27 protein-coding genes are annotated in these 26,253 nt (G+C 65.1%); 20 read left to right on the top strand and 7 right to left on the bottom strand.

Features of this window, described 5'->3' with window-relative positions:
- Positions 1–502 precede the first annotated feature (502 nt).
- Both AC1DX2_RS21290 and AC1DX2_RS21285 read right to left on the bottom strand, forming a co-directional pair.
- Entirely contained in the window at positions 503–2,230 is a 1,728-nt protein-coding gene (locus AC1DX2_RS21290; RefSeq protein WP_477198418.1) for a GMC family oxidoreductase, read from the bottom strand.
- Positions 2,231–2,233: 3 nt separating this feature from the next.
- Positions 2,234–3,745 carry a CoA-acylating methylmalonate-semialdehyde dehydrogenase gene (locus AC1DX2_RS21285; protein WP_477198417.1) on the bottom strand — a complete coding sequence of 504 codons (1,512 nt, stop codon included), beginning with the start codon at positions 3,743–3,745 and terminating at the stop codon, positions 2,234–2,236.
- Positions 3,746–3,835: 90 nt separating this feature from the next.
- Between AC1DX2_RS21285 and AC1DX2_RS21280 the strand changes: the two genes are divergently transcribed.
- Positions 3,836–4,780, top strand: coding sequence for a LysR family transcriptional regulator (locus AC1DX2_RS21280; protein ID WP_477198416.1), 945 nt, complete (start codon positions 3,836–3,838; stop codon positions 4,778–4,780).
- Positions 4,781–5,007: 227 nt separating this feature from the next.
- Positions 5,008–6,795 (top strand): carboxylesterase/lipase family protein, encoded by a 1,788-nt coding sequence (locus tag AC1DX2_RS21275; protein ID WP_477198415.1) that lies wholly within the window; start codon positions 5,008–5,010, stop codon positions 6,793–6,795.
- Positions 6,796–6,865: 70 nt separating this feature from the next.
- On the opposite strand, the gene AC1DX2_RS21270 is transcribed toward AC1DX2_RS21275, so the two are convergent.
- A complete protein-coding gene (locus tag AC1DX2_RS21270; RefSeq protein WP_477198414.1) occupies positions 6,866–7,651 on the bottom strand; it encodes an enoyl-CoA hydratase/isomerase family protein in 786 nt (261 codons plus the stop codon).
- Positions 7,652–7,753: 102 nt separating this feature from the next.
- On the opposite strand from AC1DX2_RS21270, the gene AC1DX2_RS21265 reads away from it, so the two are divergent.
- Genes AC1DX2_RS21265 through AC1DX2_RS21245 form a run of 5 tightly spaced genes read left to right on the top strand, consistent with a single transcriptional unit; the run spans position 7,754 to position 11,908 of the window.
- Entirely contained in the window at positions 7,754–8,887 is a 1,134-nt protein-coding gene (locus AC1DX2_RS21265) for an MlaE family ABC transporter permease (RefSeq protein ID WP_477198413.1), read from the top strand.
- Complete coding sequence (locus AC1DX2_RS21260) at positions 8,888–9,715, top strand: ABC transporter ATP-binding protein (protein ID WP_477198412.1); 828 nt, start codon at positions 8,888–8,890, stop codon at positions 9,713–9,715.
- A gap of 22 nt (positions 9,716–9,737) precedes the next feature.
- Positions 9,738–10,718, top strand: a complete 981-nt coding sequence (locus AC1DX2_RS21255) for an MlaD family protein (RefSeq protein WP_477198411.1) — start codon at positions 9,738–9,740, stop codon at positions 10,716–10,718.
- The gene (locus AC1DX2_RS21250; RefSeq protein ID WP_477198410.1) at positions 10,715–11,344 is read left to right on the top strand and encodes an ABC-type transport auxiliary lipoprotein family protein; all 630 of its coding nucleotides are present in this window, start codon (positions 10,715–10,717) and stop codon (positions 11,342–11,344) included. Before AC1DX2_RS21255 ends, AC1DX2_RS21250 begins: the two co-directional genes overlap by 4 nt.
- An 18-nt stretch (positions 11,345–11,362) precedes the next feature.
- Positions 11,363–11,908, top strand: a complete 546-nt coding sequence (locus AC1DX2_RS21245) for a cyclic nucleotide-binding domain-containing protein (protein WP_477198409.1) — start codon at positions 11,363–11,365, stop codon at positions 11,906–11,908.
- A gap of 104 nt (positions 11,909–12,012) precedes the next feature.
- Here AC1DX2_RS21245 and AC1DX2_RS21240 read toward each other — a convergent pair whose 3' ends face one another.
- Together AC1DX2_RS21240 and AC1DX2_RS21235 are read right to left on the bottom strand one after the other, a co-directional pair.
- Positions 12,013–12,636, bottom strand: coding sequence for a MarC family protein (locus tag AC1DX2_RS21240; RefSeq protein WP_477198408.1), 624 nt, complete (start codon positions 12,634–12,636; stop codon positions 12,013–12,015).
- Positions 12,637–12,660: 24 nt separating this feature from the next.
- Entirely contained in the window at positions 12,661–13,407 is a 747-nt protein-coding gene (locus tag AC1DX2_RS21235) for an SDR family oxidoreductase (RefSeq protein WP_477198407.1), read from the bottom strand.
- A 120-nt stretch (positions 13,408–13,527) separates the two neighbouring features.
- Between AC1DX2_RS21235 and AC1DX2_RS21230 the strand changes: the two genes are divergently transcribed.
- The 3 genes from AC1DX2_RS21230 to AC1DX2_RS21220 are packed head-to-tail and all read left to right on the top strand — an operon-like array spanning position 13,528 to position 15,777.
- A complete protein-coding gene (locus tag AC1DX2_RS21230) occupies positions 13,528–14,127 on the top strand; it encodes a DsbA family protein (protein WP_477198406.1) in 600 nt (199 codons plus the stop codon).
- Between the two features lie 49 nt (positions 14,128–14,176).
- Positions 14,177–14,860, top strand: coding sequence for a dienelactone hydrolase family protein (locus AC1DX2_RS21225; RefSeq protein WP_477198405.1), 684 nt, complete (start codon positions 14,177–14,179; stop codon positions 14,858–14,860).
- Between the two features lie 14 nt (positions 14,861–14,874).
- Positions 14,875–15,777 (top strand): amidohydrolase, encoded by a 903-nt coding sequence (locus AC1DX2_RS21220; RefSeq protein WP_477198404.1) that lies wholly within the window; start codon positions 14,875–14,877, stop codon positions 15,775–15,777.
- A 176-nt stretch (positions 15,778–15,953) separates the two neighbouring features.
- Here AC1DX2_RS21220 and AC1DX2_RS21215 read toward each other — a convergent pair whose 3' ends face one another.
- Together AC1DX2_RS21215 and hemB are read right to left on the bottom strand one after the other, a co-directional pair.
- Positions 15,954–17,081, bottom strand: a complete 1,128-nt coding sequence (locus tag AC1DX2_RS21215) for a magnesium transporter CorA family protein (protein ID WP_477198403.1) — start codon at positions 17,079–17,081, stop codon at positions 15,954–15,956.
- A 30-nt stretch (positions 17,082–17,111) separates the two neighbouring features.
- Complete coding sequence (gene hemB / locus AC1DX2_RS21210) at positions 17,112–18,119, bottom strand: porphobilinogen synthase (protein WP_477198402.1); 1,008 nt, start codon at positions 18,117–18,119, stop codon at positions 17,112–17,114.
- On the opposite strand from hemB, the gene AC1DX2_RS21205 reads away from it, so the two are divergent.
- The 10 genes from AC1DX2_RS21205 to AC1DX2_RS21160 form a co-directional block, all read left to right on the top strand.
- The gene (locus tag AC1DX2_RS21205; protein WP_477198401.1) at positions 18,118–18,339 is read left to right on the top strand and encodes a hypothetical protein; all 222 of its coding nucleotides are present in this window, start codon (positions 18,118–18,120) and stop codon (positions 18,337–18,339) included. The two genes, hemB and AC1DX2_RS21205, sit on opposite strands and share 2 nt — an antisense overlap.
- Before the next feature lie 66 nt (positions 18,340–18,405).
- Positions 18,406–18,837: a CopD family protein gene (locus AC1DX2_RS21200; protein ID WP_477198400.1), complete on the top strand. Its 432-nt coding sequence runs from the start codon at positions 18,406–18,408 to the stop codon at positions 18,835–18,837.
- 16 nt (positions 18,838–18,853) lie between these two features.
- Positions 18,854–19,948 (top strand): VanZ family protein, encoded by a 1,095-nt coding sequence (locus tag AC1DX2_RS21195; RefSeq protein WP_477198399.1) that lies wholly within the window; start codon positions 18,854–18,856, stop codon positions 19,946–19,948.
- 9 nt (positions 19,949–19,957) lie between these two features.
- Positions 19,958–20,341: a (2Fe-2S) ferredoxin domain-containing protein gene (locus AC1DX2_RS21190; protein ID WP_477198398.1), complete on the top strand. Its 384-nt coding sequence runs from the start codon at positions 19,958–19,960 to the stop codon at positions 20,339–20,341.
- Positions 20,342–20,374: 33 nt separating this feature from the next.
- Positions 20,375–21,016 (top strand): alpha/beta hydrolase, encoded by a 642-nt coding sequence (locus tag AC1DX2_RS21185; protein WP_477198397.1) that lies wholly within the window; start codon positions 20,375–20,377, stop codon positions 21,014–21,016.
- Between the two features lie 77 nt (positions 21,017–21,093).
- Entirely contained in the window at positions 21,094–22,269 is a 1,176-nt protein-coding gene (locus AC1DX2_RS21180; RefSeq protein WP_477198396.1) for a D-alanyl-D-alanine carboxypeptidase family protein, read from the top strand.
- A 211-nt stretch (positions 22,270–22,480) separates the two neighbouring features.
- The gene (gene rpsL, locus AC1DX2_RS21175; RefSeq protein WP_066122869.1) at positions 22,481–22,858 is read left to right on the top strand and encodes a 30S ribosomal protein S12; all 378 of its coding nucleotides are present in this window, start codon (positions 22,481–22,483) and stop codon (positions 22,856–22,858) included.
- 180 nt (positions 22,859–23,038) lie between these two features.
- Complete coding sequence (gene rpsG, locus AC1DX2_RS21170; RefSeq protein ID WP_114968651.1) at positions 23,039–23,512, top strand: 30S ribosomal protein S7; 474 nt, start codon at positions 23,039–23,041, stop codon at positions 23,510–23,512.
- A 194-nt stretch (positions 23,513–23,706) separates the two neighbouring features.
- The gene (gene fusA / locus AC1DX2_RS21165; protein WP_477198395.1) at positions 23,707–25,809 is read left to right on the top strand and encodes an elongation factor G; all 2,103 of its coding nucleotides are present in this window, start codon (positions 23,707–23,709) and stop codon (positions 25,807–25,809) included.
- 159 nt (positions 25,810–25,968) lie between these two features.
- Positions 25,969–26,253, top strand: a 285-nt coding sequence (locus AC1DX2_RS21160) for a GTP-binding protein (RefSeq protein WP_477198394.1), incomplete at its 3' end; no start/stop codon positions are given.

Raw genomic sequence — 26,253 nt, 5'->3', positions numbered from 1 at the left:
GCCATCGCAATTGCCAATTGCATTCATAACAGATGTCAATTGCAATACAAATGGATTGTATCTTGATTGCTTTGGGCCTAGGCGGGGTTCGAAATACTGAACCGCGCACGCCGCTGCACGAAGGTCAAGCTGATCATTGGATTGAGCGAATAAAACGCTAAGCGTCTCCCAAAGAGTGGATGCGACCGGAGGAATTGCCATCTTCGGAGCCTTAGCGGCTCCATGGGGCTGGGATGTCAGGGAAACCTGCCGTTCGCGGAGGTCGGCTTACGCTGCATAGCTGACCGTCAGCTGCATGTGACCGAAGGTCAGCTCAGGGCATCAAGCCGCCCTAGCCGAGCGTCAGGTTCAGGGTCCTTTGATTGAGTTGCCAAGAGGCACGTGGAATCATTTGGGCAACAGCTACCTGATAGCGCAGCCAAACTAAAGCCCCGCTGGGCCGCGCCAGCGGGCCTAACGTCCTTGAGGGGCAGCGGGGACACGCAGTGCCGAGCGTTGGGGGCTAAGTTCCGGCGTCGCGCTTGATCCACTCGGCGGCCTTCTCGGCCATCATCAGCGTGGGCGAATTGGTGTTGCCGCTGGTGATGGTGGGCATGGCGCCGGCATCCACCACGCGCAGGCCGGCAATGCGGCTGCCGTTCTTGCCGCGCACGCGCATGTGCGCATCCAACACCGCCATCGGGTCGCCGTCGCTGCCCATCTTGGTGGTGCCCACGGGGTGGAAGATGGTGGTGGCAATGTCGCCGGCCAGCTTGGCCAACTCGTCATCGGTTTGGTACTGCACACCGGGCTTCCATTCCTGCGGCTGGTATTTGGCCAGCGCCGGCTGGGCCACGATGCGCCGTGTCACCCGCAGCGAATCGGCCGCCACCTTGCGGTCGATCTCGGTGCTCAGGTAATTGGGGGCGATGGCCGGTGCGTCCTCGAAGCGGTTGCTCTTGATGCGCACGCTGCCCCGGCTGGTCGGGTTCAGGTTGCACACGCTGGCGGTGAAGGCGTTGAAGCCGTGCAGCGGCTCGCCAAAGGCATCCAGGCTCAGCGGCTGCACGTGGTATTCCAAATTGGGGTGGGGCTGCGTGGCGTCGCTGCGGGTGAAGGCACCCAGCTGCGACGGCGCCATGCTCATCGGGCCGCTGCGCTTGAGCGCGTATTCCAGCCCGATCTTGGCCTTGCCCCACAGCGAGCTGGCCAGCGTGTTCAGTGTGCTGACGCCGTTGACCTTGAACACCGCGCGTATCTGCAAATGGTCTTGCAGGTTGGCGCCGACGCCTGGCGCGTCATGTGCCACGGTGATGCCGTGCTGTTGCAGCAACTCGCCCGGGCCAATTCCTGATAGCTGCAGGATCTGCGGCGAGCCTATGCTGCCGGCGCTCAGGATGACTTCACGGCTGGCGGTGGCCGTGGTCAACTCCTGACCACCCCACACCCGCACGCCGGTGCAGCGCTGGCTGCCGTCGTCTAGCGTCTCCAGCACCAGGCTGTGCACCTGTGCGCCGGTCCACATCTCGAAATTCGGCCGGCCGTAGCAGGTGGGGCGCAGGAAAGCTTTGGCGGTGTTCCAGCGCCAGCCGGCCTTCTGGTTGACCTCGAAATAGCCCACGCCCTCGTTGTCGCCCCGGTTGAAGTCGTCGGTGGCGGGAATGCCGGCCTGCTGTGCGGCTGAAGCGAAGGCGTCCAGCACGTCCCAGCGCAGGCGCTGCTTTTCCACCCGCCATTCGCCGCCGACACCGCGCGCGCGCAGCAGTTTGCGATAAGCATCGTCCGGGCCGGCAGTTTGCGTCAGCAGTTCGGCCGGCTGGCCTTTGGCGCCATGCAGCGCGTCGCCGCCCTTGTAATGGTCTTCGTGCAGCTTGAAGTAGGGCAGCGCGTTGGACCAGGCCCAGTCGCCGTCGCCGGTCAATTGCGCCCAATGGTCGTAGTCGCGCGCCTGGCCGCGCATGTAGATCATGCCGTTGATGCTGCTGCAGCCGCCCAGCGTCTTGCCGCGCGGGTAGCGCAGTTGGCGGCCATTCAGGCCGGCATCGGGCTCGGTGTTGTAAAGCCAGTCGGTGCGCGGGTTGCCAATGCAATACAGGTAGCCCACCGGAATGTGGATCCAGTGGTAATCGTCCCTGCGTCCGGCCTCGATCAGCAGCACGCGCTTGCTGGCATCGGCGCTGAGGCGGTTGGCCAACAGGCAGCCGGCGGTGCCGGCGCCTACGATGATGTAGTCGAAGTGGGTCTCGGACACGTCTTACTTCGCGGTCGGCATCACGAACTCGGCACCCTTGCCAATGCTCTCCGGCCAGCGCTGCATGATGCTCTTTTGCTTGGTGTAGAAGCGCACACCCTCTTCGCCATAGGCATGCATGTCGCCAAACAGCGAGCGCTTCCAGCCGCCAAAGCCGTGCCAGGCCATGGGCACGGGGATGGGCACATTGATGCCCACCATGCCCACCTGGATGCGCCGGCCGAACTCGCGCGCCACGTTGCCGTCGCGCGTGAAGCACGACACGCCATTGCCGAACTCGTGGTCGTTGACCAGCTTCACCGCTTCGGCAAAGTCCTTCACCCGCACGCAGGACAGCACCGGGCCGAAGATCTCTTCCTTGTAGATGCGCATGTCGGCCGTCACGTGGTCAAACAGCGTGCCGCCCATCCAGAAGCCGCCGTCGCAACCGGCGCCAGCCTCGGCGGCCTTGAAGCCACGGCCGTCCACCAGCAGCTGTGCGCCTTCCTTCACACCCTGTTCGATGTAACCGGTGATGCGCGCATGCGCCGCCGGCGTCACGATGGGGCCCATCTCGGCGGCCAGATTGGTGCCGTTCAACACCTTCAGCGTCTTGGCGCGCTCGGTCAGCTTGGGGATGATCTTGTCGGCCACGTCGCCCACCAGCACCGCCACCGAAATGGCCATGCAGCGTTCGCCGGCCGAGCCGTAGCCGGAGCCGATCAGCGCGTCCACCGTCTGCTCGATGTCGGCGTCCGGCATCACCACCATGTGGTTCTTGGCGCCACCCAGCGCCTGCACGCGCTTGCCGTGGTGGGCGCCGGTCTCGTAGATGTAGTTGGCAATCGGCGTGGAGCCGACAAAGGAGATGGCGCGCACGTCCGGGTGTTCCAGCAGCGCGTCCACGGCTGCCTTGTCGCCTTGCACCACGTTGAACACGCCATCGGGCAGACCGGCTTCCTTCAGCAACGCGGCCATGTACAAGGCGGGGCTGGGGTCGATGGGGCTGGGCTTCAGCACGAAGCTGTTGCCGGCGGCAATGGCCACCGGGAACATCCACAGCGGCACCATGCAGGGGAAGTTGAACGGCGTGATGCCGGCCACCACGCCCAGCGGCTGGCGCAGCGTCCAGTTGTCGATGCCGGTGGAGACCTGGTCGGTGAACTGGCCCTTCAGCAGTTGCGGAATGCCGCAGGCGAATTCCACGATGTCGATGCCGCGCGACACCTCGCCCTGGGCGTCGGTGAAGACCTTGCCATGCTCGGCGGTGATCAGGCGGGCCAGGTCGTCCTTGTGCTTGTTCAGCAGCTCCAGGAACTTGAACATCACGCGGGCGCGGCGTATCGGCGGCATGTCGGCCCAGGCGGGGAAGGCGGCCTGGGCGGCGGCCACGGCGGCGTTCACTTCCTCGGCGTTGGCCAGTGCCACTTTGCCGGTGACGGCGCCGGTGGCGGGGTTGTACACGTCCTGGCTGCGGCCTGAGGTGGCGGCGGTCACGCGGCCTGAAATGAAGTGGTCGATATTGGCAATGCTCATGGTGGAATCCTCTTTGTTGTCCCCAGTGTCCCGGTTTTGTGGCCGAATTTCCAATGAATTCGCCAAAACGGGTTTATAAGTATGGCTTATATGGCTTGGTCTACCGATCCCCAAACTTTGCGCGCTTTCGTGGCGGTGGCGCGTGAGGGGAATGTATCGCGTGCCGCGCAGCGGCTCAATCGGAGCCAACCCGCGGTCAGCCTGCAGTTGAAGAGCCTGGCGGCGGCCACCGGCCTCGTGCTGTTCACCCGCACGCCGCAGGGTTTGGCGCTGACGCGCGACGGCGCCTTGCTGCTGCCGCAAGCCGAAAAGGCGCTGGCCGCGCTGGCCGACTTCGGCCACGCCGCGCAAAGCCTGCACAGCACGGTGCGCGGCACGCTGCGCATCGGCACCATCCTGGACCCGGAATTCACCCGCCTGGGCGCCTTCCTGAAGCAGCTGGTGGAGTCGGCACCGCAAATCGACACCGAGTTGCGACAGGGCATGAGCGGCCAGGTGCTGGACCAGGTGCAGCGCGGTGCGTTGGACGTCGGTTTTTACCTGGGCCTGCCCGATGGGGGCGTGCCAGGCGCCAAGCCCGCCAAAAAAGCAGCGGCCACATCCGAGCTGGCCGCGCGTTCATTGACGCCCTTCACCTACCGTGTGATTGCCCCCGCCGGTTGGGGTCCGCAGGTGCAGGGCCGCGACTGGAAGGCGCTGGCCGCCTTGCCCTGGTTGGCCACGCCGCCGGCCAGCGCGCACCATCGGCTGCTGGCCAGCGTGTTCGGCCCCGGCTCCTTGACCGGTGTGGAGCCGCGCCGCGTGGCGCTGGTGGACCAGGAGGCCTCGATGCTGGACCTGGTCAAGTCCGGTGTGGGCCTGAGCCTTGCGCGCGATTCCGTCGCCATCCGCGAGAGCCAGTCGCATGGACTGGTGGTGGCGGACCGCGTCAGCCTGGATTGCGCGTTGAGCTTTGTGTGCCTGCGCGCGCGGCGCGACGAGCCGGTGGTGGCCAGCGCCTGGGCCGCACTCGATGCGGTGTGGGGACAGATTTAGCCCCTGGTTTGCTCACTGCGCACAGCGTGCTGGACAGGCGGAAATGTCCAGCTACTTTACGTTGTTTTACACACGACGACGCGTGACATAGAAGTCGGCGCAGCGGTGTGCGCGCATGACATTGGAACCGCACCCCAATCGATCGAGACTACGTTGCCCTTGTCGCCTTGCGCATTCAAGCCAAGCCCGACGGCAGTGTGCTACCGATACAACCTGAAGAGTGAGACATGAACATTTGCAAAATCAAGTCGGTTACCGCGGCGTTGGCCGCGTCGGCCATCCTGGGTATTGGGCTGGCGGGATGTGGTGGTGACAGCACAGACTCAGCCGGCTCGGGTGGCACCACCACCCCACCGCCGCCAGCCCCACCCAGCCTGGTTCGCGCCACCGCCTATGGGCAGGTTGAAGGTGTCACGGATGGCAAGACCCTGTCCTGGTACGGCGTGCCGTTTGCCAAGCCGCCGGTGGGCAAGCTGCGCTGGCAGCCCACGCAGGCACCGGACCCATGGACAGGCACCCGCCCGGCCAAGGAATACGCCGAGGCCTGCGCGCAGATCGGCGGCCTGTTCGGCCCGGCGCCCAAAGGCAAGGACTACAACTCGGTCTACGAGACGTTCTACAAGCAGATCGGCTCGGAAGACTGCCTGTACCTGAACATCCAGCGGCCGTCCAGCAACGACGCCAACCTGCCGGTGCTGGTTTACATCCACGGCGGCAGCAACGTGGTGGGCGCCTCCTACGACCCGCTGTACATCAACGGCAACCTGGCGACCAATGGCAATGTGATCGTCGTGACGGTGGCCTACCGGCTGGGCCTGTTTGGCTGGTTCGCCCACCCGGCCCTCAACACCGGCGACGCCCTGCGGGACTCGGGCAACTTCGCATTGCTGGACCTGATCCAGGCGCTGAAGTTCGTCAAGGGCAGCATCACCAACTTCGGCGGCGATCCCAGCAATGTGACCATTGCCGGCCAGTCCGCCGGCTCCACCAACGTCAACGCGCTGGTGGTCTCGCCGCTGGCCGCAGGCCTGTTCCACAAGGCCATCTCGATGAGCGGCGGCCTGGGCGGCAGCTCGATGACGGCGGCGGTGAACAAATCCAACGCCATCATCAACGCACTGCTGATCAAGGACAAGCTGGCCACCGACAAGGCCTCGGCCGACGCCTACCGCAGCGCGGCCACCAACGACTGGATACGCAACTACCTGGCGACCAAGACCGCCGCCGACCTGTACGGTATCCAGGTCGATCCCACCGGCGGCAAGTGGGGCACAGGTTCGCGCACCTTCGAGCCCGGCTCCACCACTGCCACGCTGTGGTCCACGGTGGCGCCCATCACGGATGGCACCGTGCAGCCGGCTAACCCCACCAACGCCGTCAAGGCCGGCACCTTCAACAAGGTGCCCATGCTGGTTGGCAACACGTCGGAGGAGGGCAAGCTGTTCTCATCCGCCTTCAAGGTGGACGACTACACGCGCGTGAAGTGGATGAACGGCACCTACACCGGCATCATCAGCGGGCTGAAGCTGGAAGACGTGATCGACGGCAGCATCGTCACCCCGCTGACGGTGGAGAACTACAACACCTACACCTTCAACAACGCCAACCGCGTGACGCCGGCGCCCAGCATCACCACTGCCACCTTCCTGGGGCTGGGGGTGACGTCCAACACCAACTACTACGGGCAGGTGCCGATTTACATGTACAACTTCAAGTGGAACAAGGAACCGGCGCCGTGGAACGACGTGTACGGCGCCTGGCACACCGAAGACATCTCCTTCATGTTCGGCAGCTTCAGCGGCCCCAGCTTGAACGCCTTCGGCTGGAGTGCGGCCAACGAGCCCGGCCGCGTGGCGATGTCCAACATCCTGCAAAAGAGCGTGGCCGCCTTCATGCGCACCGGCAACCCCAACAATGCCAGCCTGAACGCGAACTGGGAGCAGTGGGCGCCGACGGCGCCGCACAAGATGGCCTTTGACGCCAGCCTGACGTCGGCGGTGATCACGCCGGAGTAACCCGCTACGGCCTGTGACCCGAAGGCGCCGCACCGTCGTGTGCGGCGCTTTCTTTTTTTGTCAGGCTTGCTCAGCGCCCCAGCCAATTCGGCTTGCGCTTCTCCACAAAGGCCGAGATGCCCTCCTTGGCATCCTCGGTCAGCGTGAACAGCGCGATCTGGCTTTCGGTGAAGGCCACGGACTCCTCAAACGGCATGGCCTCGGCCTTCTTCAGCGTGTACAGGCCGCGGCGGATCGCGGCGGGGGATTTGTCCAGCAGGCGCTCCAGCAGCCATTGCAGCTTGGCGTCCACGTCGTCGTCCACGTAGTTGACCAGGCCCATGGCCTGGGCCTGCTGCGCGGTGATGGGTTCGCCCGTCAGGCACAGCTCCACCAGGTTGCGCCGCGGGATCAGGTGCTGCAGCACGCTCAGCACCTGGGCCGGGAACACGCCCACCTTCACCTCGGGCAGGCCAAACACCGCGTGGCTGGCCGCCACCGCCATGTCGCACATGGACATCAGCCCCATGCCGCCGGCCATGCAGGCGCCGTTCACGCGGGCGATCAGCGGCACGTTGCTGGCCTTGGCGCGGCGCAGCAGCTTGGCCAGGTGGCCCAGCGGGTCTGAGTAGTCGGTGGTGAAGGCGTTGGCCGATTGCAGGTCGGCGCCGGCGCAAAAGGCCTTGCTGCCGGCGCCTGTCACCACGATGGCGCGCAGGTCGCGGTTGTCCTGAGCGGCGTCGATGGCGCGGGCCATGCCGGCCAGCACGTCGTGGCTCATGGCATTGCGGCGTGCTTCGCGGTTGATGGTCAGCCACAGCACCGGGCCGCGCTGCTCCACCAGCAGGTCGGCGCCAGAGGGGGTGGTTTCGGACATTCGGGTCTCCTGGTGTGGAATCAGAGTTTTCTCTGCGCTATTTTGCCCCGCCAACGGGTACGATGGCGCACACCGCCACTTCGTTTCGCACACGCCCGCCCCATGGAGGACGCCTCGCCCCGCATTGCCCGCACGCAGACCTCCGAAGAGGCCAGCGCGACCGTGCTGGGCCGCTGGACGGCGGCGCGGCTGGCTGCGGACCCGGAGCAGTGGGCGGCCTTGCAGCGTGAGTTGTCCCAATTGCAGGCGCGACCCGGTGCCGACCTGGTGTGGGACCTGCGCCGCATGCAGCGGATGGACCACACCGGCGCCCAATTGCTGTGGAACACCTGGCGCCGCCAGTGGCCTACCCAATTGCATGCCGATGCGGTCCAGCGCGCCATGCTGCAGCGGGTGGCGCAATACTCGGTGGTGCCGCCACCGGTGGAGCACACCACGCTGTGGCAGCTGTACCTGCGGCTGGGCCGGCGCGTGCTGCGTTCGCTGGAGCATGTGCGCGATGTCACGCGGCTGATTGGCCAGCTGGTGCTGGACGGTCTGCGCCTGCTGCGCGCGCCGCGCCAGGGCCCCTGGCGCGACGTCTCCGGCCACCTGTACCAGGTGGGTGCCACTGCGCTGCCGATCACGGCACTGGTGGGTTTCTTGATTGGCGTGGTGCTGGCCTATCTGATGTCGCAGCAGCTGCGCCAGTTTGGCGCCGATGTCTTCATCGTCAACATCCTGGGGCTGGCGCTGATACGCGAGCTGGGCCCGGCGTTGGCGGCCATCCTGGTGGCGGGGCGCTCCGGCTCGGCCATGACGGCGCAGATCGGCGTGATGCGCGTCACCGAAGAGCTGGATGCCATGCGCGTGATGGGCATTCCGCACGGCTTTCGCCTTGTGCTGCCGCGTGTGCTGGCGATGTCGCTGGCCATGCCGCTGGTGTCGGTGTGGACCACGTTGTGGGCGCTGCTGGGCGGCATGCTGGCAGCCGACGTGGCCATGAACCTGAGCCCGTCTTACTTCATCCAGGCGCTGCCGGGTGCGGTCAAGCTGTCCAACCTCAGCCTGGCCAGCGGCAAGGCCGTCGTCTTCGGCGCCCTGATCGGGCTGCTCGCATGCCACTTCGGCCTGCGCGTCAAGCCCAACACCGAAAGCTTGGGGCGCGGCACCACCTCATCGGTGGTGGCGTCCATCACGATGGTGATCCTGGTGGACGCGCTGTTCGCCGTGGTGTTCCAGCGCACGGGGTTGTGAATGAGCGACGCTAACCCCAGCCTGCCCAGCACCCGCTCCAGCCCGGGGCCGGTGGTGGACATCCGAGGCCTGTGGACGGCGTTTCGCGCCGAGGGCCGCGAAGCGGTGATCCACAAGGACTTGAACCTTCAGATAGAAGCCGGCGAACTGGTGTCGCTGGTGGGGGGCTCGGGCAGCGGCAAGACGGTGCTGCTGCGCCAGATCCTGGGGCTGGAGCACCCGCAGCGCGGCAGCGTCACGGTGCTGGGCCGGCCGGCCGAGCGCCTGGGCGACGCCGGCGCCTCCAGCCGGGTGGGCATGCTGTTCCAGCACGGCGCACTGTATTCGTCGTTCAATGTGTTGGACAACATCGGCTTCGCGCTGCGTGAGTTGAAGACCTTGCCGGATGACCTGATCCGCGACGTTGCCATGGTCAAGCTGCAGATGGTGGGCCTGAGCCCGGCGCAGGCGCACAAGATGCCCTCAGACCTGTCGGGCGGCATGATCAAGCGGGTGGCGCTGGCGCGCGCGCTCATCATGGACCCCCCGCTGCTGCTGCTGGACGAGCCCACCGCCGGGCTGGACCCCGACAGCGCCGACGCCTTTTGCGCGCTGCTGCGCTCGCTGCACCGCGAACTGGGGCTGACGGTGGTGATGGTCACGCACGATCTGGACACGCTGTTCGAGCTCAGCACCCAGGTGGCGGTGCTGGCTGAGCAGCAGGTGGTGGTGCACGGCGCGCCCAAGGAGGTGATTGCCTTCCCGCACCCCTTCATCAGCGACTTCTTCCTGGGCGAGCGCGGCCAGCGCGCAATGGAATTGTTGCGCGAATACCCGTTTGCGGTGTAGAAAGAGCGAGGAACAACGATTTATGGAAAACAAAGCCCACGCCATGGCCGCCGGCCTGTTCGTGCTGGTCGTGTCGGCGCTGCTGGTGGCGTTGGCCGCCTGGCTGACGCGCGACGTGGGCCTGCGCCGCGATTACGAACTGTCTACCCACGAGGCTGTCACCGGCCTGCAGTCGCAGGCAGCGGTGCGTTACCGTGGTGTGGCAGTGGGCAAGGTGACGTCGATTGGTTTCGATCCGCAAACGCCTGGCAACGTGCTGCTGCGCATCGCGGTGGACGTGGGCGCGCCCATCACCAAGGCCACCTACGGCAGCCTGGGTTTTCAGGGCGTCACCGGACTGGCCTTCGTGCAGCTGGACGACGCTGCCGGCGCGCCACGCGAGCCGCTGGCGGCCGGGGGTGACGGGCCGCCGCGCATTCCCATGCGCCCTGGCCTGATGTCCAACCTGCAAACAAGGGGCGTCGCCATCCTGGCGCAGCTGGAAGAGAGCAGCCTGCGCATCAACCAACTGCTGCAACCCGACAACCAGAAGGCCCTGCTGGGCGCCATCAACAACCTGTCGGCCGCCGCCGGCAGCCTGCAGCAGTTGGCTGGCCGGGTGGATACCCAGATGCAAGGCCCGGTGCCAGAGCTGGTGGGCAAGGCCAGTGAGAGTTTTGCCACCATGAAATCCGCCGCCGAGCGCATGTCCACCAGTGCCGAGGAGGTGCGGGCGTCCGCGCGTGAATTCCGCCGCACCAATGAGCGCATGAACCAGCCCGGCGGCACGCTGGACCAATTGGCCGACAGCGGCGCCGCTTTGCAGGCCACCGGTCGCAGCCTGACCGGGGCCACGCTGCCGCGCCTGAACCGCACGGTGGATGATGCCGGGCGCACCGTGCGCCAGGCCGGCCGCGTGGTGGAAAACCTGCAAGACAACCCGCAGATGCTGCTGTTCGGCGGCGGTGCCGCGCCACCTGGCCCCGGCGAGCCGGGCTTCAGCGCGCCGGGAGGCAGCCGATGAGCCGCCACCTGTTGCTGGGCCTGGCCCTGTTGCTCACGCTGGCCGCTTGTGCGTCGGCCGACAAGGGCCAGCGCCCCTTGGTCTACGATTTCGGTCCCGGGCCCCGGGTGGCGGCCGCGCCGGCCGTTGCGGCCGGCCAGCCGCCGCTGGTGCTGGCGCCGCTGGAGTCGGCCAACGCGCTGGACAGCAATGCCGTGCTGTATCGCCTGGCCTATGCCGATGCCCAGCAGTTGCGCCCGTATGCACTGGCGCGCTGGAGCGCCACGCCGGCCCAGCTGCTGCAGCAGCGCCTGCGCGAGCACCTGGGCGCACAGCGCGTGGTGCTGGCGGTGAGCGATGCGCTGGCACCGGCGCGCGGCGTCGAACCGGGGCCGCGCACGCTGCGCATCACGTTGGAAGAGTTCAGCCAGGTGTTCGACTCGCCGGGCAGCAGCAGTGGCCTGTTGCGCTTGCGAGCCACGCTGTTGCAGTCCACGCCCACCGGCGAGCGCCTGCTGGCGCAACGCGCTTTTGTGGTGCAGCAGACGGCACCCAGCAGTGACGCACCGGGCGGCGTGCGCGCGCTGACCGCAGCCGCTGACGCCAGCGCCCAGCAACTGGCGGAGTGGCTGGCGCAGCAGCCCTGATGGCCAGGGAAAAGCGCCATGATGGACAGCCCCGTGCTCACCTCTGCCGAAGCGCTGCTGCGTGGCCGCGGGCTGGCGTTGTTGGGTCATTGTCAGGACTTGTCCAACCGCTTCCCACAATGGAAGCACGACGCCATGCTGCTGGAAGACCTGGACCATGCCGAGGTGGACACGCTGGGCGGTTTCATGCCGCTGGTGTGCGCCAGCAGCCGCCAGTCGCTGATCGTGGAAGGCGAGGTGGGTGACTGGATGCTGCTGCTGCTCAGCGGCACGGTAGACGTCACCAAGCGTGCCGACAGCGGTGTGGTGTCGCGCCTGGCCGTCATCAAGGCCGGCGCTTCAGTGGGCGAGATGTCCATGATGGACGGCGCGCCGCGCTACGCCAGCTGCGTGGCCATCGAGGAGGTGCACGCCGGGCTGTTGACGCGTGCCGCCATCAAGCAGCTGATCCATGACCACCCGGCGATTGGCGCCAAGCTGCTGGTCAAGCTGACGCAAATGCTGGCCCAGCGCCTGCGCAACACCAGCAACCAGCTGGTGCGCACGCTGGGCAAACAGGCATAGGGCTTCCAGAGCGTTAGGTCAAATCCCCGCCGGGCCGCCCCAAGGGGATTTGCGGCCCCCTCGGGGGCAGCGAGCTACACGCAGTGAGCGAGCGCGGGGGCCAGTTATCGCCCCAGGGCCGGAAAAAGCTTGATCAGCCCGTCCGACATCACTTCGACGGCCAGCGCTGCCAATATCAACCCCATCAGCCGTGTCATCACATTGATGCCGGTCTTGCCCAGAAAGCGGGCAATCGGCTGGGCGGCAGAAAAGCAGGCCACGGTGGCCGCGGCGATCACCACGCCATAGCCCACCAGCGACAGCAGTTGCCAGAAGGTCTTGGCCTTTTCGGCGTAGATCACCACGGTGGACATGGTGGCCGGCCCGGTCAGAAGCGGGATCGTCAACGGCACCACGGCAATGCTGGCACGCGCTGACGCGTCGTCCGCTTCCGCGGCGTTGGTGGAGCGGGCTTCGGCCGGCTGCGCGTTCAGCATGGACAGCGCCGAGGTCAGCAGCAGCATGCCGCCGCCGACCTGGAAGCTGGCCAGCGTGATGCCGAAGAACTCGAGGATCTGCAGGCCCAGCAGTGCGCTGGTGGCAATGACCGAGAACGCGCTGAAGGCGGCGATCCAGATGGTGCGCTGGCGTTGCGCAGCGCTGAAGCCGGCGGTGTAGTGGATGAAGAACGGCACCACCGCCAGCGGGTTGACGATGGCCAGCAGTGTGACCAGGGGTTTGAAGTCCATGTGCGAGTACCGCGGTTGTGGGTGTCAGCGTCCGCCGGCCACGTCCAGCAGCGCGCCGGTGGTGTAGCTGGCGTCGTCCGTCATCAAGAACACAATCGCCTGCGCCACCTCCATGGCCGTGCCGGCACGCTGCACCGGCACCTGCGGCGCCAGTTGCTTGGCGCGGTCGGGCTGGCCGCCGGAGGCGTGGATGTCGGTCTCAATGATGCCGGGGCGCACCGCGTTCACGCGTATGCCCTCGGCCGCCACCTCCTTGGCCAGGCCCAGCGTGAAGGTGTCTATGGCCCCTTTGCTGGCGGCATAGTCCACATACTGGCCCGGCCCGCCCAGCCGCGCGGCGGCGCTGGACAGGTTGACGATGCTGCCGCCGCTGCCGCCGTGCCGCGTGCTCATGCGCCGCACCGCTTCGCGCGCGCACAGGAAGCTGCCGATGATGTTGATGTCGAACATGCGGCGCAGGCGCTCCACGCTCATCTCGTCCACCCGCGCGGCGCGGTCCACCACGCCGGCGTTGTTGACCAGCGCGTTCAGCCGCCCCAGCTTGGCGTCCACCTTGGCGAACATGGCCAGCACGTCCGCCTCTTGCGCCACGTCGCCCTGCACGGTGATGGCGTTGCCGCCTGCGGCACGAATCTGGCGCACCACCTCGTCGGCCGCCAGCGAGTTGCTGGTGTAGTTGACCGCCACCGCGTAGCCGCGCCGCGCTGCCAGCAGGGCGGTGGCCGCACCTATGCCACGCGAGCCGCCGGTGATCAATGCAACTTTGTCCAAGGGTTTTCCTTTCGCAGCACAATCGCTGTCACAACAAGGCATGACAATACACCAGCGACCGGGTTTGCGGGTGAGTTCAGGCCAGCCTCTGGACGCGCAAGAACAACAAGGAGACGCAGCTTGGCCACGGTCATTGACTACTACTTTGCGCCGCAAAGCCCCTGGACCTACCTGGGGCACGCGCGGTTTTCGTCCCTGGTGCAGGCCAGCGGCGCGCAGGTGCGGGTGCTGCCGGTGGACCTGGGCAAGGTGTTTCCCGTCTCGGGTGGCCTGCCCTTGGCCAAGCGCTCGCCGCAACGCCAGGCCTACCGGCTGCTGGAGTTGGCGCGCTTTCGTGACCACCTGAAATTGCCGCTGAATGTGCAGCCCCAGTTCTTCCCGGTGGCCAGCGATGACGCGGCCCGCCTGATCATCGCCGTGGACCAGCAGGATGGCGCGACAGCGGCCATGCGGCTGTGCGGCGCGGTGTTTGCCGCCGTCTGGGTGCAGCAGCGCGACATTGCCAGCGCCGCCGTGCTGGGTGAACTGCTGGCAGAGTGCGGGCTGGACGCCGCCCGGCTGGACCAGTCGCGCACGCCGGCCGTGCAGCAGCAGTACGATGCCAACAGCCAGGCCGCCATCGACGTCGGGGTGTTTGGTGCCCCCAGCTTTGTCATTGACGGTGAAATGTTCTGGGGCCAGGACCGGCTGGACTTTGTGCAGCGGCGCCTGGGCCTGTGACGCCCATTGTTGTTGTTTCTTTCTGTCTGGATTGAAGGAGTAGTAAGCCATGTCGCCATTCACGGAGCTGGTCAGTGCTGACGGTTTCAAGTTTCCCGCCTACGTGGCCCAGCCTGCGGGCACGCCCAAGGGCGGCATCGTGGTGCTGCAGGAGATCTTCGGCGTCAACTCGCATATCCGCTCGGTGGCCGACGGCTATGCCGCGCAGGGTTACCTGGCGGTTGCGCCGTCCACCTTCCACCGCGTGCAGCAAGGCGTGGAGCTGGGCTACACCGAAGACGACATGAAGGCCGGCTTTGGCCTGAAGACGGCTGTCGATGCCTTGCCAGCGCCGGGCGTGCTGCAGGACATCCAGGCCGCCATCAGCCATGCGGCGCAGGCCGGAAAGGTGGGCATTGTGGGCTATTGCTGGGGCGGCTTGCTGACCTGGCGCAGCGCCTGCCTGCTGCCGGGTTTGAGTGCAGCCGTGCCTTACTACGGTGGCGGCATGACCACGCCAGAAGAGGCCGCACGCGTGCCCAACTGCCCGGTGCTGGCGCACTTCGGCGACCAGGACCACTGGATCCCGCTGGACACCGTGGAAGCCTTCAAAGCCAGGCATCCTGAAGTGGAGGTGCAAATCTACAAAGCCAACCACGGCTTCAATTGCGACCAGCGCGGTTCGTACAACGCCGAAGCGGCCAGGCTGGCGCGTGAGCGCAGCCTGGCGTTTTTCGCCAAGCATGTGGGCTGAACATGGTGACGGCCATGCGACACGGTCTTCGCGCTGCACTGCGTGCCACGGCGCTGGCGTTGGCCAGTTTGGCCACCACGGCCGCCTGCCAGGCGGCCGACTACACCGGCCCCATCTTTGACGCCCACCTGCACTACAACGTGGAGGCCTGGGACGGCAAGCAAGGCCCTTACCCGCCCGCCGAGGTGCTGGCGCTGTTGAAACGCAACGGTGTCAAAGCCGTGCTGGCCAACTCGCGGCCCAACGACGGCAGCAAACTGCTGGCCAGCTTGCAATCGAAAGGCGAGCTGGCCGATGTGAAGGTGGTGCCTTTCATTCGGTTGTACCGCAACCGTGCGGACTACACCGGCTGGCCCACCGACGAGAGCATCTACACCATGGTGCAGGCCGAGTTCGCGCGCGGCGCGCCCAATGGCCCGTTCAAAGGCATAGGCGAGTTCCACCTGTACGACAGTGCGAACGCCAATGGCGCGGTGGCGAAGAAGCTGATGCAGTTCGCCGAGCAGAACAAGCTGGTGGCCATGGCCCATGTGGACGATGCGGCCATCGACCTGTTGATGGCCAACACGCCCAGCGGCGGCAAGGCCATGCGGCTGATCTGGGCGCACAGCGGCATTGGCGGTGCGCCGGCATCACGGGTGGACCAGCTGATGGCGCGCTACCCGCTGCTGATGGGCGAGTTGTCCTACCGGCCTGGTCTGGTGTGCAACAGCGGCAAGCTGTGTCCCGAGTGGCGTGCACTGTTCCTCAAGTACCCCGATCGCTTCGTGCTGGGCTCCGACACCTGGGTCAACCAGCGCTGGGCCTCGTACGACGACACCATGCGGGAATACCGGGCGTGGTTGGGTGACTTGCCGGCCGAGGTGGCCAGCCGCATTGCCTGGCGCAACGCAGCGTCGGCGTTTGGCTTGGAGTGATTTGATCGCGAAGCTTGGTTGGCGCTGACCAGCCTCCTGCGCGGGCCACTTCTCTGTTGATCAAGGAACGCTGGCGCGCCCCAGCCCTTTCGTTGTCGGGGTAGCGCTGGTGGGCGACTCTTCCTTGATCGACAGTGCGCGCCGCATACCCAGCCCGGCAGCCGGAGGAAGTAGGCCTACCCCCCGCTGCGTGTCAAATAGCGTTTGCGCCAGAAAAATATCGCCAGCAACGCCGCGATCAACAGCATGGCGGAGATGGCCAGCCAGAAGCCGTCCTGCACATGCAGCAGCGGGATGAATTCGAAGTTCATGCCGAAGATGCCGGCGATCAGGTTCAGCGGCAGGAAGATGGCGGTCAGCACCGTCAGCGTGCGCATGATGTCATTGGTGCGGTGGCTCTGCGCGCTGAAGTGCATCTGCACCGCTGTCTCGGCGTTTTGCTCCAGCCGGCGCACGTGGCTGACCACCCGCTCAATGTGTTCCTGCACGTCGCGGCTGCGCACATGCAACAGGTCACGCTCGCGCTGGCCGGCCGGCGTGCCGGCGTCGGGCCAGGTTTTCAACGCCTCTATCCAGTCTTGAACGGCGGCGCGCTGGTCTTCGCACACTTGGTCCAGCTGGTGCAGCGCCAGGCGTGCATCCAGCAGCGCGCCCCAGTTGGTGAAGCGGGTGCGCGGGTTGATCAGCTCGGTCTGCCAGTGGTCGAGCTGGCTGGTCAGTTCGCGGCGCAGTTCCAGGAAACCGTCCACCATCAGGTTGATGATGCGCAGCATCAGGTCGGCCGGGCTGGCCGGCGCGCGGGCGCCGCCGGCGCGCGAATCGGGCGACACCGCGTGCAGCAGCTTGTGCGCGTAGGCGTCGCGCACCGCGCAGTCGGCTGGGTGCACCGTCAGCAGCACCTGGTCGAAGACGGCGAAGCCCACCGGGCTGGTGTCGATGTGCCGCAATATCGGTGGGCCGCTGCCGCGTGCCGCTGGTGCGGGCGCGGCGTCGCTGCCGCTGGGGCTCGCGCCGGCTTGTGCGTCCGCACGGGTGGCCAAGCGGCGGAACACCATCAGGTCGTACTGCGAGGTGTAGTCGTAATGCGAGGGCAGTTGCGCATTCAGCAGGTCGCTGATGTGCAGGTCCACCAGTTGCAGGCCGCACAGCGACTGCAGGCTGGCCTGGATCTTTGCCTGTTGCGCCGGTGTACCGAATTCATGGCGGGTGCAGGAAATCCAAACAAAGCCGTGCGGTGGCAGTTGCAGGCCGTCCAGCGCACCGGTTTCGGTGACACCCTGGGGCTGGATGGTGAAGACGCGCATTCGCTGTGGGTCCTATGACGGTGGAACAGCCTAGCGTTGCGCCTGCAGCAGCCGGGCCGCGTCCAGCGCGAAATAGGTCAGCACACCATCGGCACCGGCGCGCTTGAAGGCCAGCAGGGCTTCCATCATCACGGCGTCGTGGTCCAGCCAGCCGTTCTGCGCGGCGGCTTTCAGCATCGCGTATTCGCCGCTGACCTGGTAGGCGAAGGTGGGCACCTTGAACTCGTCCTTGACCCGGCGCACCACGTCCAGGTAGGGCATGCCGGGCTTCACCATCACCATGTCGGCGCCTTCGGCAATGTCCATCCCCACCTCGCGCAGCGCCTCGTCGCTGTTGCCGGGGTCCATCTGGTAAACCTTCTTGTTGCTCTTGCCCAGGTTGGCGGCCGAGCCCACAGCATCGCGGAACGGGCCGTAAAAGGCGCTGGCGTACTTGGCGCTGTAGGCCATGATGCGGGTGTGGATGAAGTGGTGGGCTTCCAACGCCCGCCGTATCGCGCCGATGCGCCCGTCCATCATGTCGCTGGGGGCCACGATGTCCACACCGGCCTCAGCCTGGGTGAGCGCCTGCTTCACCAGCACTTCCACGGTTTCATCGTTCAAGATGTAACCGTTGGCGTCGGGCAGGCCATCCTGGCCATGGGTGGTGAACGGGTCCAGCGCCACGTCGGTCATCACGCCCAGGTCCGGAAAATTCTTTTTCAGCTCGCGCACCACGCGCGGCACCAGGCCTTCGGGGTTGGTGGCTTCCTTGCCGTCATGGGTCTTCAGCGCCGGGTCCACCACCGGGAACAAGGCCATCACCGGAATGCCCAGTTTCACGCACTCTTCCGCCACTGGCAGCAGCAGGTCCAGGCTCAGTCGCTCTACGCCGGGCATGGAGGCCACGGCCTGGCGCTGGCGTTGTCCGTCAACCACAAACACCGGGTAGATCAGGTCATGGGCGGTGACGGCGTTTTCCCGCACCAGGTTGCGCGTGAAGGCGTCGCGGCGCAGGCGCCGGGGCCGCCCCAGAGGGTAGGAGGCAAAGGTTGTCATGGCGAAAATTGTGCCTGATTTACATCTTGGGGGCTTGAAAGGGCTGTCCGGATTTGTTAAATTACACATCGGGCGGCTTGCCGCCTCCCGCTTTTCCTCCCTGAGCGGGGCCTTGATGTGTGACAGCAAAAAAGGCTTACCACCCCAGCCATGTGCTGGGGTTTTTTTTAGTTTCAGCACATTTCATTTAACTTTGCTGCGCAAAGTTAGCTTCCACTGAAACCTGCTGCGCAGGTTTTGCCTACTCTTTGGCTGGCGTCGGTGGCTCTAGGGCTAAACTGCTCCCATGCTCTGGGTCAAATCCTTCCACATCGTCTTCGTGGCTAGCTGGTTCGCCGGCCTGTTTTACCTGCCGCGCATTTTCGTCAATCTGGCCATGGTGCCGGCCGGCTCTGTGGCTGAGCGTGAGCGCTTGCTACTGATGGCGACCAAGCTGATGCGCTTCAGCCACATCCTGGCTGTTGTGGCGCTGGCGTTGGGGCTGTGGCTGTGGGCCGGTTACGGCATCGGTTGGGGGCCGGGCAATGGCTGGATGCATGCCAAGCTGTTCGTGGTGGCGCTGGTCATCGGATATCACCATGCCTGCGCGCGCATCCTGAAGAAGTTCCAGGTCGGCCAGGAGCCGCAGCGCAGCCATGTGTGGTACCGCTGGTTCAACGAGGCGCCGGTGCTGCTGCTGCTGGCGGCGGTGATCCTGGTGGTGGTCAAACCTTTTTGACATGACCTGACGCCGGATGCACAAGACATCAGCCTGGCCGCTGTCGCTTCTTTATATAGGGCTGATCATTTATGCCAGCCTGTACCCGTTCTTTGACGTCCGCGACCAGGGCATCGCGCCCTGGGCTTTCCTGTATGCACCCTTTCCCAAATACTGGACCTGGTTTGACCTGGTTTCCAACTTCCTGGGTTATGTGCCGCTGGGCGCGCTGCTGGCACTGAGCGCCTTGCGCACCGGGCGCGGCCGCTACGCGGTGCCGATGGCGGCGTTGGCCGGTGCCGCCCTGTCGCTGCTGATGGAGTCGTTTCAAAGCTACCTGCCGCAGCGCGTGCCCTCCAATGTGGATCTGGCGCTGAACGCTGCCGGCACCTTCAGCGGCGCGGTGTTTGCCGCCTTGCTGGAGCGCTTTGGCGCCATTGACCATTGGAGCCGCTTCCGTGCCCGCTGGTTTGTGCGTGAGGCGCGCGGCGGTCTGGTGCTGCTGGCGCTGTGGCCGGTGGCATTGCTGTTCCCACCGGCCGTGCCCTTGGGGCTGGGCCAGGTGTTCGAGCGGCTGGAGTCCACGCTGGCCAACGCCCTGCAGGGCACGCCTTTCCTGGAACTGCTGCCGGTGCGGGACATTGAGCTGCAGCCGCTGCTGCCTATTTCTGAACTGGTCTGCGTGATGCTGGGTGCGCTGGTTCCCTGCCTGGTGGGCTATTGCATCATCTCGTCACGGGTGCGCCGGGTGGTGTTCGCGCCGGTGGCGCTGGGGGTGGGGGTGGCCACCAGCGCGCTGTCGGCCGCGCTCAGCTACGGGCCTTCCCACGCCTGGGCCTGGTTTGATCTGCCCGTGCAAGTGGGGTTGATGGGGGCATTCATTCTGGCGCTGGTCCTGGTGCCGGTGCCACGCCGCGCCGCCGCCGGCCTGGTGCTGCTGGCCTTGGGCATCAACCTGAGTCTGCTGAACCAGGCGCCGGCCAACGCCTATTTCGCGCAGGCCCTGCAGGCCTGGGAGCAGGGGCGTTTCATCCGCTTCCATGGCCTGGCGCAGTGGGTGGGTTGGTTATGGCCTTACGCCACCCTGGTGTACGTGCTGCTGGAAGTCTCTTCCTCCGAGGCGAAAAACTAAAATATGGCCATGAGCGACACCCTGCAGACAGCCGCCGCGACTGGTGGCGAGGGTGCCCCGGCGGGCACCAGCTATTACAAGCACCACATCTTCTTCTGCCTGAACGAGCGCAAGAACGGCGAGGCCAGTTGCGCCCAGCACAATGCGCAGGAAGGCTTTGACCGCTGCAAGGCGCAGGTGCGCGCCGCCGGCCTGGCCGGCCCGGGCGGCGTGCGCGTCAACAAGGCGGGTTGCCTGGACCGCTGCGCCGCCGGCCCGGTGGCGGTGGTCTATCCCGAGGCGGTCTGGTACACCTATGTGGACCAGACGGACATTGACGAGATTGTCGAGTCCCACCTGAAAAACGGCCAGGTGGTGGAGCGTCTGCTGACGCCGCCGCACCTGGGCCGCTGAGCCCTTGAATGGCATCTTGAACAGGCCTCGCCGGTGAACTTGAAAACCGAACGCCTGGTGCTGCAAGGCCCGGCCGGCGCGCTGGAAGCCCTGCGCGACGAGCCGGAGCTGGCGCCGGGCCAGGCCGCGCGTGGCCACGCCGTCATTGCCCACCCGCACCCGCAGTTCGGCGGCACCATGGACAACAAGGTGGTGCAGACACTGGCGCGCGCCTTTGTGCAGTGCGGCTGGGTGGCGCTGCGCTTCAATTTCCGCGGCGTCGGCGCCAGCGCCGGCACGTTTGACGAAGGCCAGGGTGAGCGCGACGACTTTCTGGCCGTGGTGCGGCAGGCCGCGCCAGACGGCCGGCTGGCATTGGCCGGTTTCAGCTTTGGCTCCTTTGTCATGAGCCACGCGTTGACCACGCTGTGGGCCGAGGGCCGGGACATTCCCAAGCTGGTGTTTGTGGGCACGGCGGCCGCGCGCTTCACCGTGGCCCCGCTGCCTGCGCCCGAGGCGCACGAGCGTGCGCTGGTGGTGCATGGCGAGCTGGACGACACCGTGCCGCTGGCCGCCGTGATGGACTGGGCCCGGCCCCAGACCCTGCCGGTGACCGTGGTTCCCGGAGGCGGGCACTTCTTTCATGGACAATTGCCCCTTTTGAAGAGCCTGGTGGTGCGCCACCTGCAGTCCTGAGCGCTTCGGCACTGGGCCTGGGGCTGCCGCCAGCCCACTCATCAGTTTCAACAGTTTTCTTGCACCCCCCATCCCCTATGAACCGTTTCTCGTCAGTGCTGTGCGCTGTTGTCCTGTCCTCCCTGAGCTGGGTGGCCGCCGCGCAAGCGCCGCAGGCGCCCGAAATCGCCGCCCGCTCCTACCTGCTGCTGGACGTCACCGCCAACCAGATCCTGGCCGAGAAGGACATCGACTCGCCGGTGGAGCCGGCCTCGCTGACCAAGCTGATGAGTGCCTATCTGGTGTTTGACGCGCTGCGCAGCAAGAAGCTCACGCTGACGCAGACCCTGCCGGTCAGCGAACGGGCCTGGAAGATGCCGGGTTCGCGCATGTTCATCGACCCCAAGATGCAGGTGCCGGTGGAGGATTTGATCAAGGGCCTGATCGTGCAGTCCGGCAACGACGCCACCATGGCGCTGGCCGAAGGCGTGGGCGGCACGGCGGAGCGCTTTGTGCAACTGATGAACGAGCAGGCCAAGGCCCTGGGCATGAAGGCCACCAGCTACAAAAACCCCGAAGGCCTGACCGAGCCGGGCCACACCACCACCGCGCGCGACCTGAGCATCCTGGCCACGCGGCTGATGCGCGATTTCCCGGAATACATCGGCTACTACGCCATCAAGAAATACCGCTACGCCGGCACACCCGCCGCCAACGACAGCAACCGCAACCTGCTGCTGTTCCGCGATCCCACGGTGGACGGCCTGAAGACCGGCCACACCGATGCCGCCGGCTACTGCATGATCGCCACCGCCAAGCGCGACTTTCCCAACCTGGGCGCCGGCAGCGCCCCGGGCAGCCGCCGCCTGCTGTCCATCGTGCTGGGCACGGTCAGTGAGAACGTGCGCGCCAATGAATCGCAAAAGCTGCTCAACTGGGGCTTCACCGCCTATGAAGCCGTCAAGCTGTTCGATGCCGGCCAGGCGGTGGTGACGCCGGCCATCTGGAAGGGCAAGGAAGCCACTGTCAAGCTGGGCCGACCCCAGGCCATCGTGGTGGCGGTGCCTGCCGGCGAAGCCGCCAAGCTGAAAACCCAGGTGGTCCGCCCCGACCCCTTGGTCGCCCCGCTGACCAAGGGCCAGCAAGTGGGTTCGCTGAAAGTGCTCAGCGGCACCCAGACCGTGGCCGAAGTGCCGCTGGTGGCGCTGGACACGGTGGAGCAGGCCGGTGTGTTTGGCCGGGCTTGGGATGCGATTCGGCTGTGGATCAAGTAGGTTCTGGGCTGGCGAGGCGTTTGAACAGCCGAACAGCCGTCACCAAGGGGTTGAATTGCTGCGCCTGTAGCTAAAGTTGGTGCCCACCAACTTGCGGTAGCCTTAAAGCCATTGCGGGGAAACCCTCTAACGGCTATACTCGAAGGCTTTTCGGAAATTCCGAAGGGATTCACGTTTTCGTTTTTGTTTCAAACGTTTAGGGACGTTTTCAATGCCAACCATCAATCAACTGGTGCGTCAGGGGCGCGAGGTCGAAACGACCAAGTCCAAAAGCCCCGCGATGCAAAACTCGCCGCAGCGCCGCGGTGTGTGCACCCGTGTGTACACCACGACGCCTAAAAAGCCGAACTCGGCGTTGCGTAAGGTCGCCAAGGTGCGCCTGACCAACGGTTTCGAGGTCATTTCCTACATCGGTGGCGAAGGCCACAACCTGCAAGAGCACTCGGTGGTGCTGGTGCGCGGCGGCCGGGTCAAGGATCTGCCTGGCGTGCGCTACCACATCGTGCGCGGTTCGCTGGATCTGCAAGGCGTGAAAGACCGCAAGCAGTCGCGTTCCAAGTACGGCGCCAAGCGTCCGAAGAAGGCCTGATCTCCAGGTTTTTGTCGGTCAAAGTCAGTATTTAGTTGTTCGGTGTTTGATTCGCCCTGGCCGGCGGCTCAAACGAAGTGACCCGAAACCGGGGATTGTCCTGGTGGGTCGAGTAAGTGAGGGTCTGTATGGCTCTCGCGGTGCCTGAAAAGGTGCCAACTGAAGCAAAGAGGTGAAAAAATGCCACGTCGTCGCGAAGTCCCTAAACGTGAAATCCTGCCGGATCCCAAGTTCGGCAATGTCGAGCTGTCCAAATTCATGAACGTGATCATGGAAGGCGGCAAGAAGGCTGTTGCAGAGCGCATCATTTATGGCGCGCTGGAGCAGATCGAGAAGAAGAACCCCGGCAAAGACCCGGTGGAAGCATTCACCATGGCGATCAACAACGTCAAGCCCATGGTGGAAGTGAAGTCCCGCCGCGTCGGTGGTGCTAACTACCAGGTGCCGGTGGAAGTGCGCCCGGTGCGCCGTCTGGCCTTGTCCATGCGCTGGATCAAGGAGGCCGCCCGCAAGCGTGGCGAAAAGTCCATGGCGCTGCGCCTGGCCAACGAGCTGATGGAAGCCACCGAAGGCCGTGGCGGCGCCATGAAGAAGCGTGACGAAGTTCACCGCATGGCTGAGGCCAACAAGGCCTTCTCGCACTTCCGCTTCTAAGAGTAGCAGCAGGCGCCCGGGCGGGCGCCGGGTGCCGTTGAATTTGCCAGCCCTGGCCCGCATATTGGTGCGGGCCGGTGCCGCGGTAAGTATCCGGCCCCTTTTCCGCTCGCAACCCCGCTGCGGGGGCCGCCCACCAGGTGGCTGCAGGCTGGAACTGAAATTTTATTTACCGAGCAAACCAAGGATCCATCATGGCTCGCCATACACCCATTGAGCGTTATCGCAACATTGGTATTTCAGCGCACATCGACGCTGGTAAGACCACGACCACCGAGCGTATTTTGTTTTACACCGGTGTGAATCACAAGATTGGCGAAGTGCACGATGGCGCGGCGACCATGGACTGGATGGAGCAAGAGCAGGAGCGTGGTATCACCATCACGTCCGCTGCCACGACCTGCTTCTGGAAGGGCATGGAGACCAATTTCGACGAGCACCGCATCAACATCATCGACACCCCCGGCCACGTGGACTTCACCATTGAGGTGGAGCGTTCCATGCGCGTGCTGGACGGTGCTTGCATGGTGTACTGTGCCGTGGGCGGCGTGCAGCCGCAGTCGGAAACCGTCTGGCGCCAAGCCAACAAGTACAAGGTGCCGCGTCTGGCCTTTGTCAACAAGATGGACCGCACCGGTGCCAACTTCTTCAAGGTCGTGGACCAGATGAAGCTGCGCCTGAAGGCCAACCCCGTGCCCATCGTGATCCCGATCGGCGCCGAAGAAAACTTCACCGGCGTGATCGACCTGATCAAGATGAAGGCCATCATCTGGGATGAGGCTTCGCAAGGCATGAAGTTCAAGTACGAAGAAATTCCCGCGGAGCTGCTGGCCAGCGCCAAGGAATGGCGCGAAAAGATGGTGGAAGCCGCGGCCGAAGCTTCTGAAGAGTTCATGAACAAGTACCTGGAAGAAGGTGACTTGACCGAGGCTGAAATCAAGCTGGGCATCCGCACGCGTACCATCGCCAGCGAAATCCAGCCGATGCTGTGCGGCACCGCCTTCAAGAACAAGGGTGTGCAGCGCATGCTGGACGCCGTGATCGAGTTCATGCCCTCGCCGATCGACATTCCGCCCGTGGGTGGCACCGATGACGACGAAAAGCCCGTCACCCGCAAGGCTGACGACAGCGAGAAGTTCTCGGCGCTGGCTTTCAAGCTGATGACTGACCCGTTCGTGGGCCAGCTGACCTTCGTGCGCGTCTATTCCGGCGTGCTGACCAAGGGCGACAGCGTTTACAACCCGATCCGCGGCAAGAAAGAGCGTATCGGCCGTATCGTGCAGATGCACGCCAACAACCGCGAAGAAGTGGGCGAAATCCGCGCCGGCGACATTGCTGCCTGCGTGGGGCTGAAGGACGTCACCACGGGTGAAACCCTGTGCGATCCCGCAGCCATCATCATGCTGGAGCGCATGGTGTTCCCCGAGCCCGTGATCACCCAGGCCGTGGAACCCAAGACCAAAGCCGACCAGGAAAAGATGGGCATCGCGCTGCAACGCCTGGCCCAGGAAGACCCGTCGTTCCGCGTCAAGACCGACGAAGAGTCCGGCCAGACGCTGATCGCCGGCATGGGCGAGTTGCACCTGGAAATCATTGTCGACCGCATGAAGCGCGAATTCGGTGTTGAAGCCAACGTCGGCAAGCCGCAGGTGGCTTACCGCGAAACCATCCGCAAGACGGTGGAAGACGCTGAAGGCAAGTTCGTGCGCCAGTCCGGCGGCAAGGGCCAGTACGGTCACGTGGTCTTGAAGATCGAACCCAACGAGATGGGCAAGGGCTTTGAGTTCGTCGACGCCATCAAGGGCGGCGTGGTGCCGCGCGAGTACATCCCCGCGGTGGAAAAGGGCGTGGTCGAAGCGCTGACGCAAGGCGTGCTGGCCGGCTACCCGGTGGTGGACGTCAAGGTGACGCTGCACTTCGGTTCGTACCACGACGTGGACTCGAACGAACTGGCGTTCAAGATGGCCGCCATCTTCGGTTTCAAGGAAGGTTGCCGCAAGGCCAACCCCGTGATCCTGGAGCCCATGATGGCCGTGGAAGTGGAAACTCCGGAAGACTACGCCGGCAACGTGATGGGCGACCTGTCCTCACGCCGCGGCATGGTGCAGGGCATGGAAGACATGGTCGGTGGCGGCAAGGCCATCAAGGCCGAAGTGCCGCTGTCTGAAATGTTTGGCTACTCCACGACCCTGCGCTCCATGTCGCAAGGCCGTGCCACCTACACGATGGAATTCAAGCACTACACGGAAGCGCCGCGTAACGTGTCTGAAGCCATCATGGCTGCGCGCGCCAAGTAATTGACGCGTGGTCAGCGGGCCGGCGCTTGCCGTTGGTCCGCTGGCAAAGATTTTGAAGTGTCTGCGACGGTGTGCCGCCTTGTTTCCCGTGCGGGGCGATCAAGCAACACCGTGCAGACGTAAAACCAATACACGGGTATTGCTCTTTGGAGAATTGAAATGGGTAAAGAGAAATTCGAGCGGACCAAGCCGCACGTCAACGTTGGCACCATTGGTCACGTTGACCACGGCAAGACCACGCTGACCGCAGCCATCACCACCGTGCTGGCAGCCAAGTTCGGCGGCCAAGCCAAGGCCTACGACCAGATCGACGCCGCCCCGGAAGAAAAAGCCCGCGGCATCACGATCAACACCGCCCACGTCGAGTATGAGACGGCCAACCGTCACTACGCCCACGTCGACTGCCCCGGCCACGCTGACTATGTGAAAAACATGATCACCGGT

Source organism: Hylemonella sp. P2_B10 (assembly GCF_056404875.1).
The sequence above is the reverse complement of the archived record's forward strand: the minus strand, read 5'-3'. Positions and strand labels throughout refer to the sequence as shown.

What these genes read in the sequence shown, in the direction of transcription:
- AC1DX2_RS21180 (WP_477198396.1), top strand. Translation starts at nt 21,094, where the DNA reads ATGAACCGTTTCTCGTCAGTGCTGTGCGCTGTTGTCCTGTCCTCCCTG.
- AC1DX2_RS21200 (WP_477198400.1), top strand. Translation starts at nt 18,406, where the DNA reads ATGCTCTGGGTCAAATCCTTCCACATCGTCTTCGTGGCTAGCTGGTTC.
- hemB (WP_477198402.1), bottom strand. Translation starts at nt 18,119, where the DNA reads ATGACAACCTTTGCCTCCTACCCTCTGGGGCGGCCCCGGCGCCTGCGC.
- AC1DX2_RS21195 (WP_477198399.1), top strand. Translation starts at nt 18,854, where the DNA reads ATGCACAAGACATCAGCCTGGCCGCTGTCGCTTCTTTATATAGGGCTG.
- AC1DX2_RS21270 (WP_477198414.1), bottom strand. Translation starts at nt 7,651, where the DNA reads ATGTCCGAAACCACCCCCTCTGGCGCCGACCTGCTGGTGGAGCAGCGC.
- AC1DX2_RS21265 (WP_477198413.1), top strand. Translation starts at nt 7,754, where the DNA reads ATGGAGGACGCCTCGCCCCGCATTGCCCGCACGCAGACCTCCGAAGAG.
- AC1DX2_RS21250 (WP_477198410.1), top strand. Translation starts at nt 10,715, where the DNA reads ATGAGCCGCCACCTGTTGCTGGGCCTGGCCCTGTTGCTCACGCTGGCC.
- AC1DX2_RS21240 (WP_477198408.1), bottom strand. Translation starts at nt 12,636, where the DNA reads ATGGACTTCAAACCCCTGGTCACACTGCTGGCCATCGTCAACCCGCTG.
- AC1DX2_RS21245 (WP_477198409.1), top strand. Translation starts at nt 11,363, where the DNA reads ATGATGGACAGCCCCGTGCTCACCTCTGCCGAAGCGCTGCTGCGTGGC.
- AC1DX2_RS21215 (WP_477198403.1), bottom strand. Translation starts at nt 17,081, where the DNA reads ATGCGCGTCTTCACCATCCAGCCCCAGGGTGTCACCGAAACCGGTGCG.
- fusA (WP_477198395.1), top strand. Translation starts at nt 23,707, where the DNA reads ATGGCTCGCCATACACCCATTGAGCGTTATCGCAACATTGGTATTTCA.
- AC1DX2_RS21285 (WP_477198417.1), bottom strand. Translation starts at nt 3,745, where the DNA reads ATGAGCATTGCCAATATCGACCACTTCATTTCAGGCCGCGTGACCGCC.
- AC1DX2_RS21225 (WP_477198405.1), top strand. Translation starts at nt 14,177, where the DNA reads ATGTCGCCATTCACGGAGCTGGTCAGTGCTGACGGTTTCAAGTTTCCC.
- AC1DX2_RS21280 (WP_477198416.1), top strand. Translation starts at nt 3,836, where the DNA reads ATGGCTTGGTCTACCGATCCCCAAACTTTGCGCGCTTTCGTGGCGGTG.
- AC1DX2_RS21205 (WP_477198401.1), top strand. Translation starts at nt 18,118, where the DNA reads ATGGCGAAAATTGTGCCTGATTTACATCTTGGGGGCTTGAAAGGGCTG.
- AC1DX2_RS21275 (WP_477198415.1), top strand. Translation starts at nt 5,008, where the DNA reads ATGAACATTTGCAAAATCAAGTCGGTTACCGCGGCGTTGGCCGCGTCG.
- AC1DX2_RS21220 (WP_477198404.1), top strand. Translation starts at nt 14,875, where the DNA reads ATGCGACACGGTCTTCGCGCTGCACTGCGTGCCACGGCGCTGGCGTTG.
- AC1DX2_RS21190 (WP_477198398.1), top strand. Translation starts at nt 19,958, where the DNA reads ATGAGCGACACCCTGCAGACAGCCGCCGCGACTGGTGGCGAGGGTGCC.
- rpsG (WP_114968651.1), top strand. Translation starts at nt 23,039, where the DNA reads ATGCCACGTCGTCGCGAAGTCCCTAAACGTGAAATCCTGCCGGATCCC.
- AC1DX2_RS21260 (WP_477198412.1), top strand. Translation starts at nt 8,888, where the DNA reads ATGAGCGACGCTAACCCCAGCCTGCCCAGCACCCGCTCCAGCCCGGGG.
- AC1DX2_RS21255 (WP_477198411.1), top strand. Translation starts at nt 9,738, where the DNA reads ATGGAAAACAAAGCCCACGCCATGGCCGCCGGCCTGTTCGTGCTGGTC.
- rpsL (WP_066122869.1), top strand. Translation starts at nt 22,481, where the DNA reads ATGCCAACCATCAATCAACTGGTGCGTCAGGGGCGCGAGGTCGAAACG.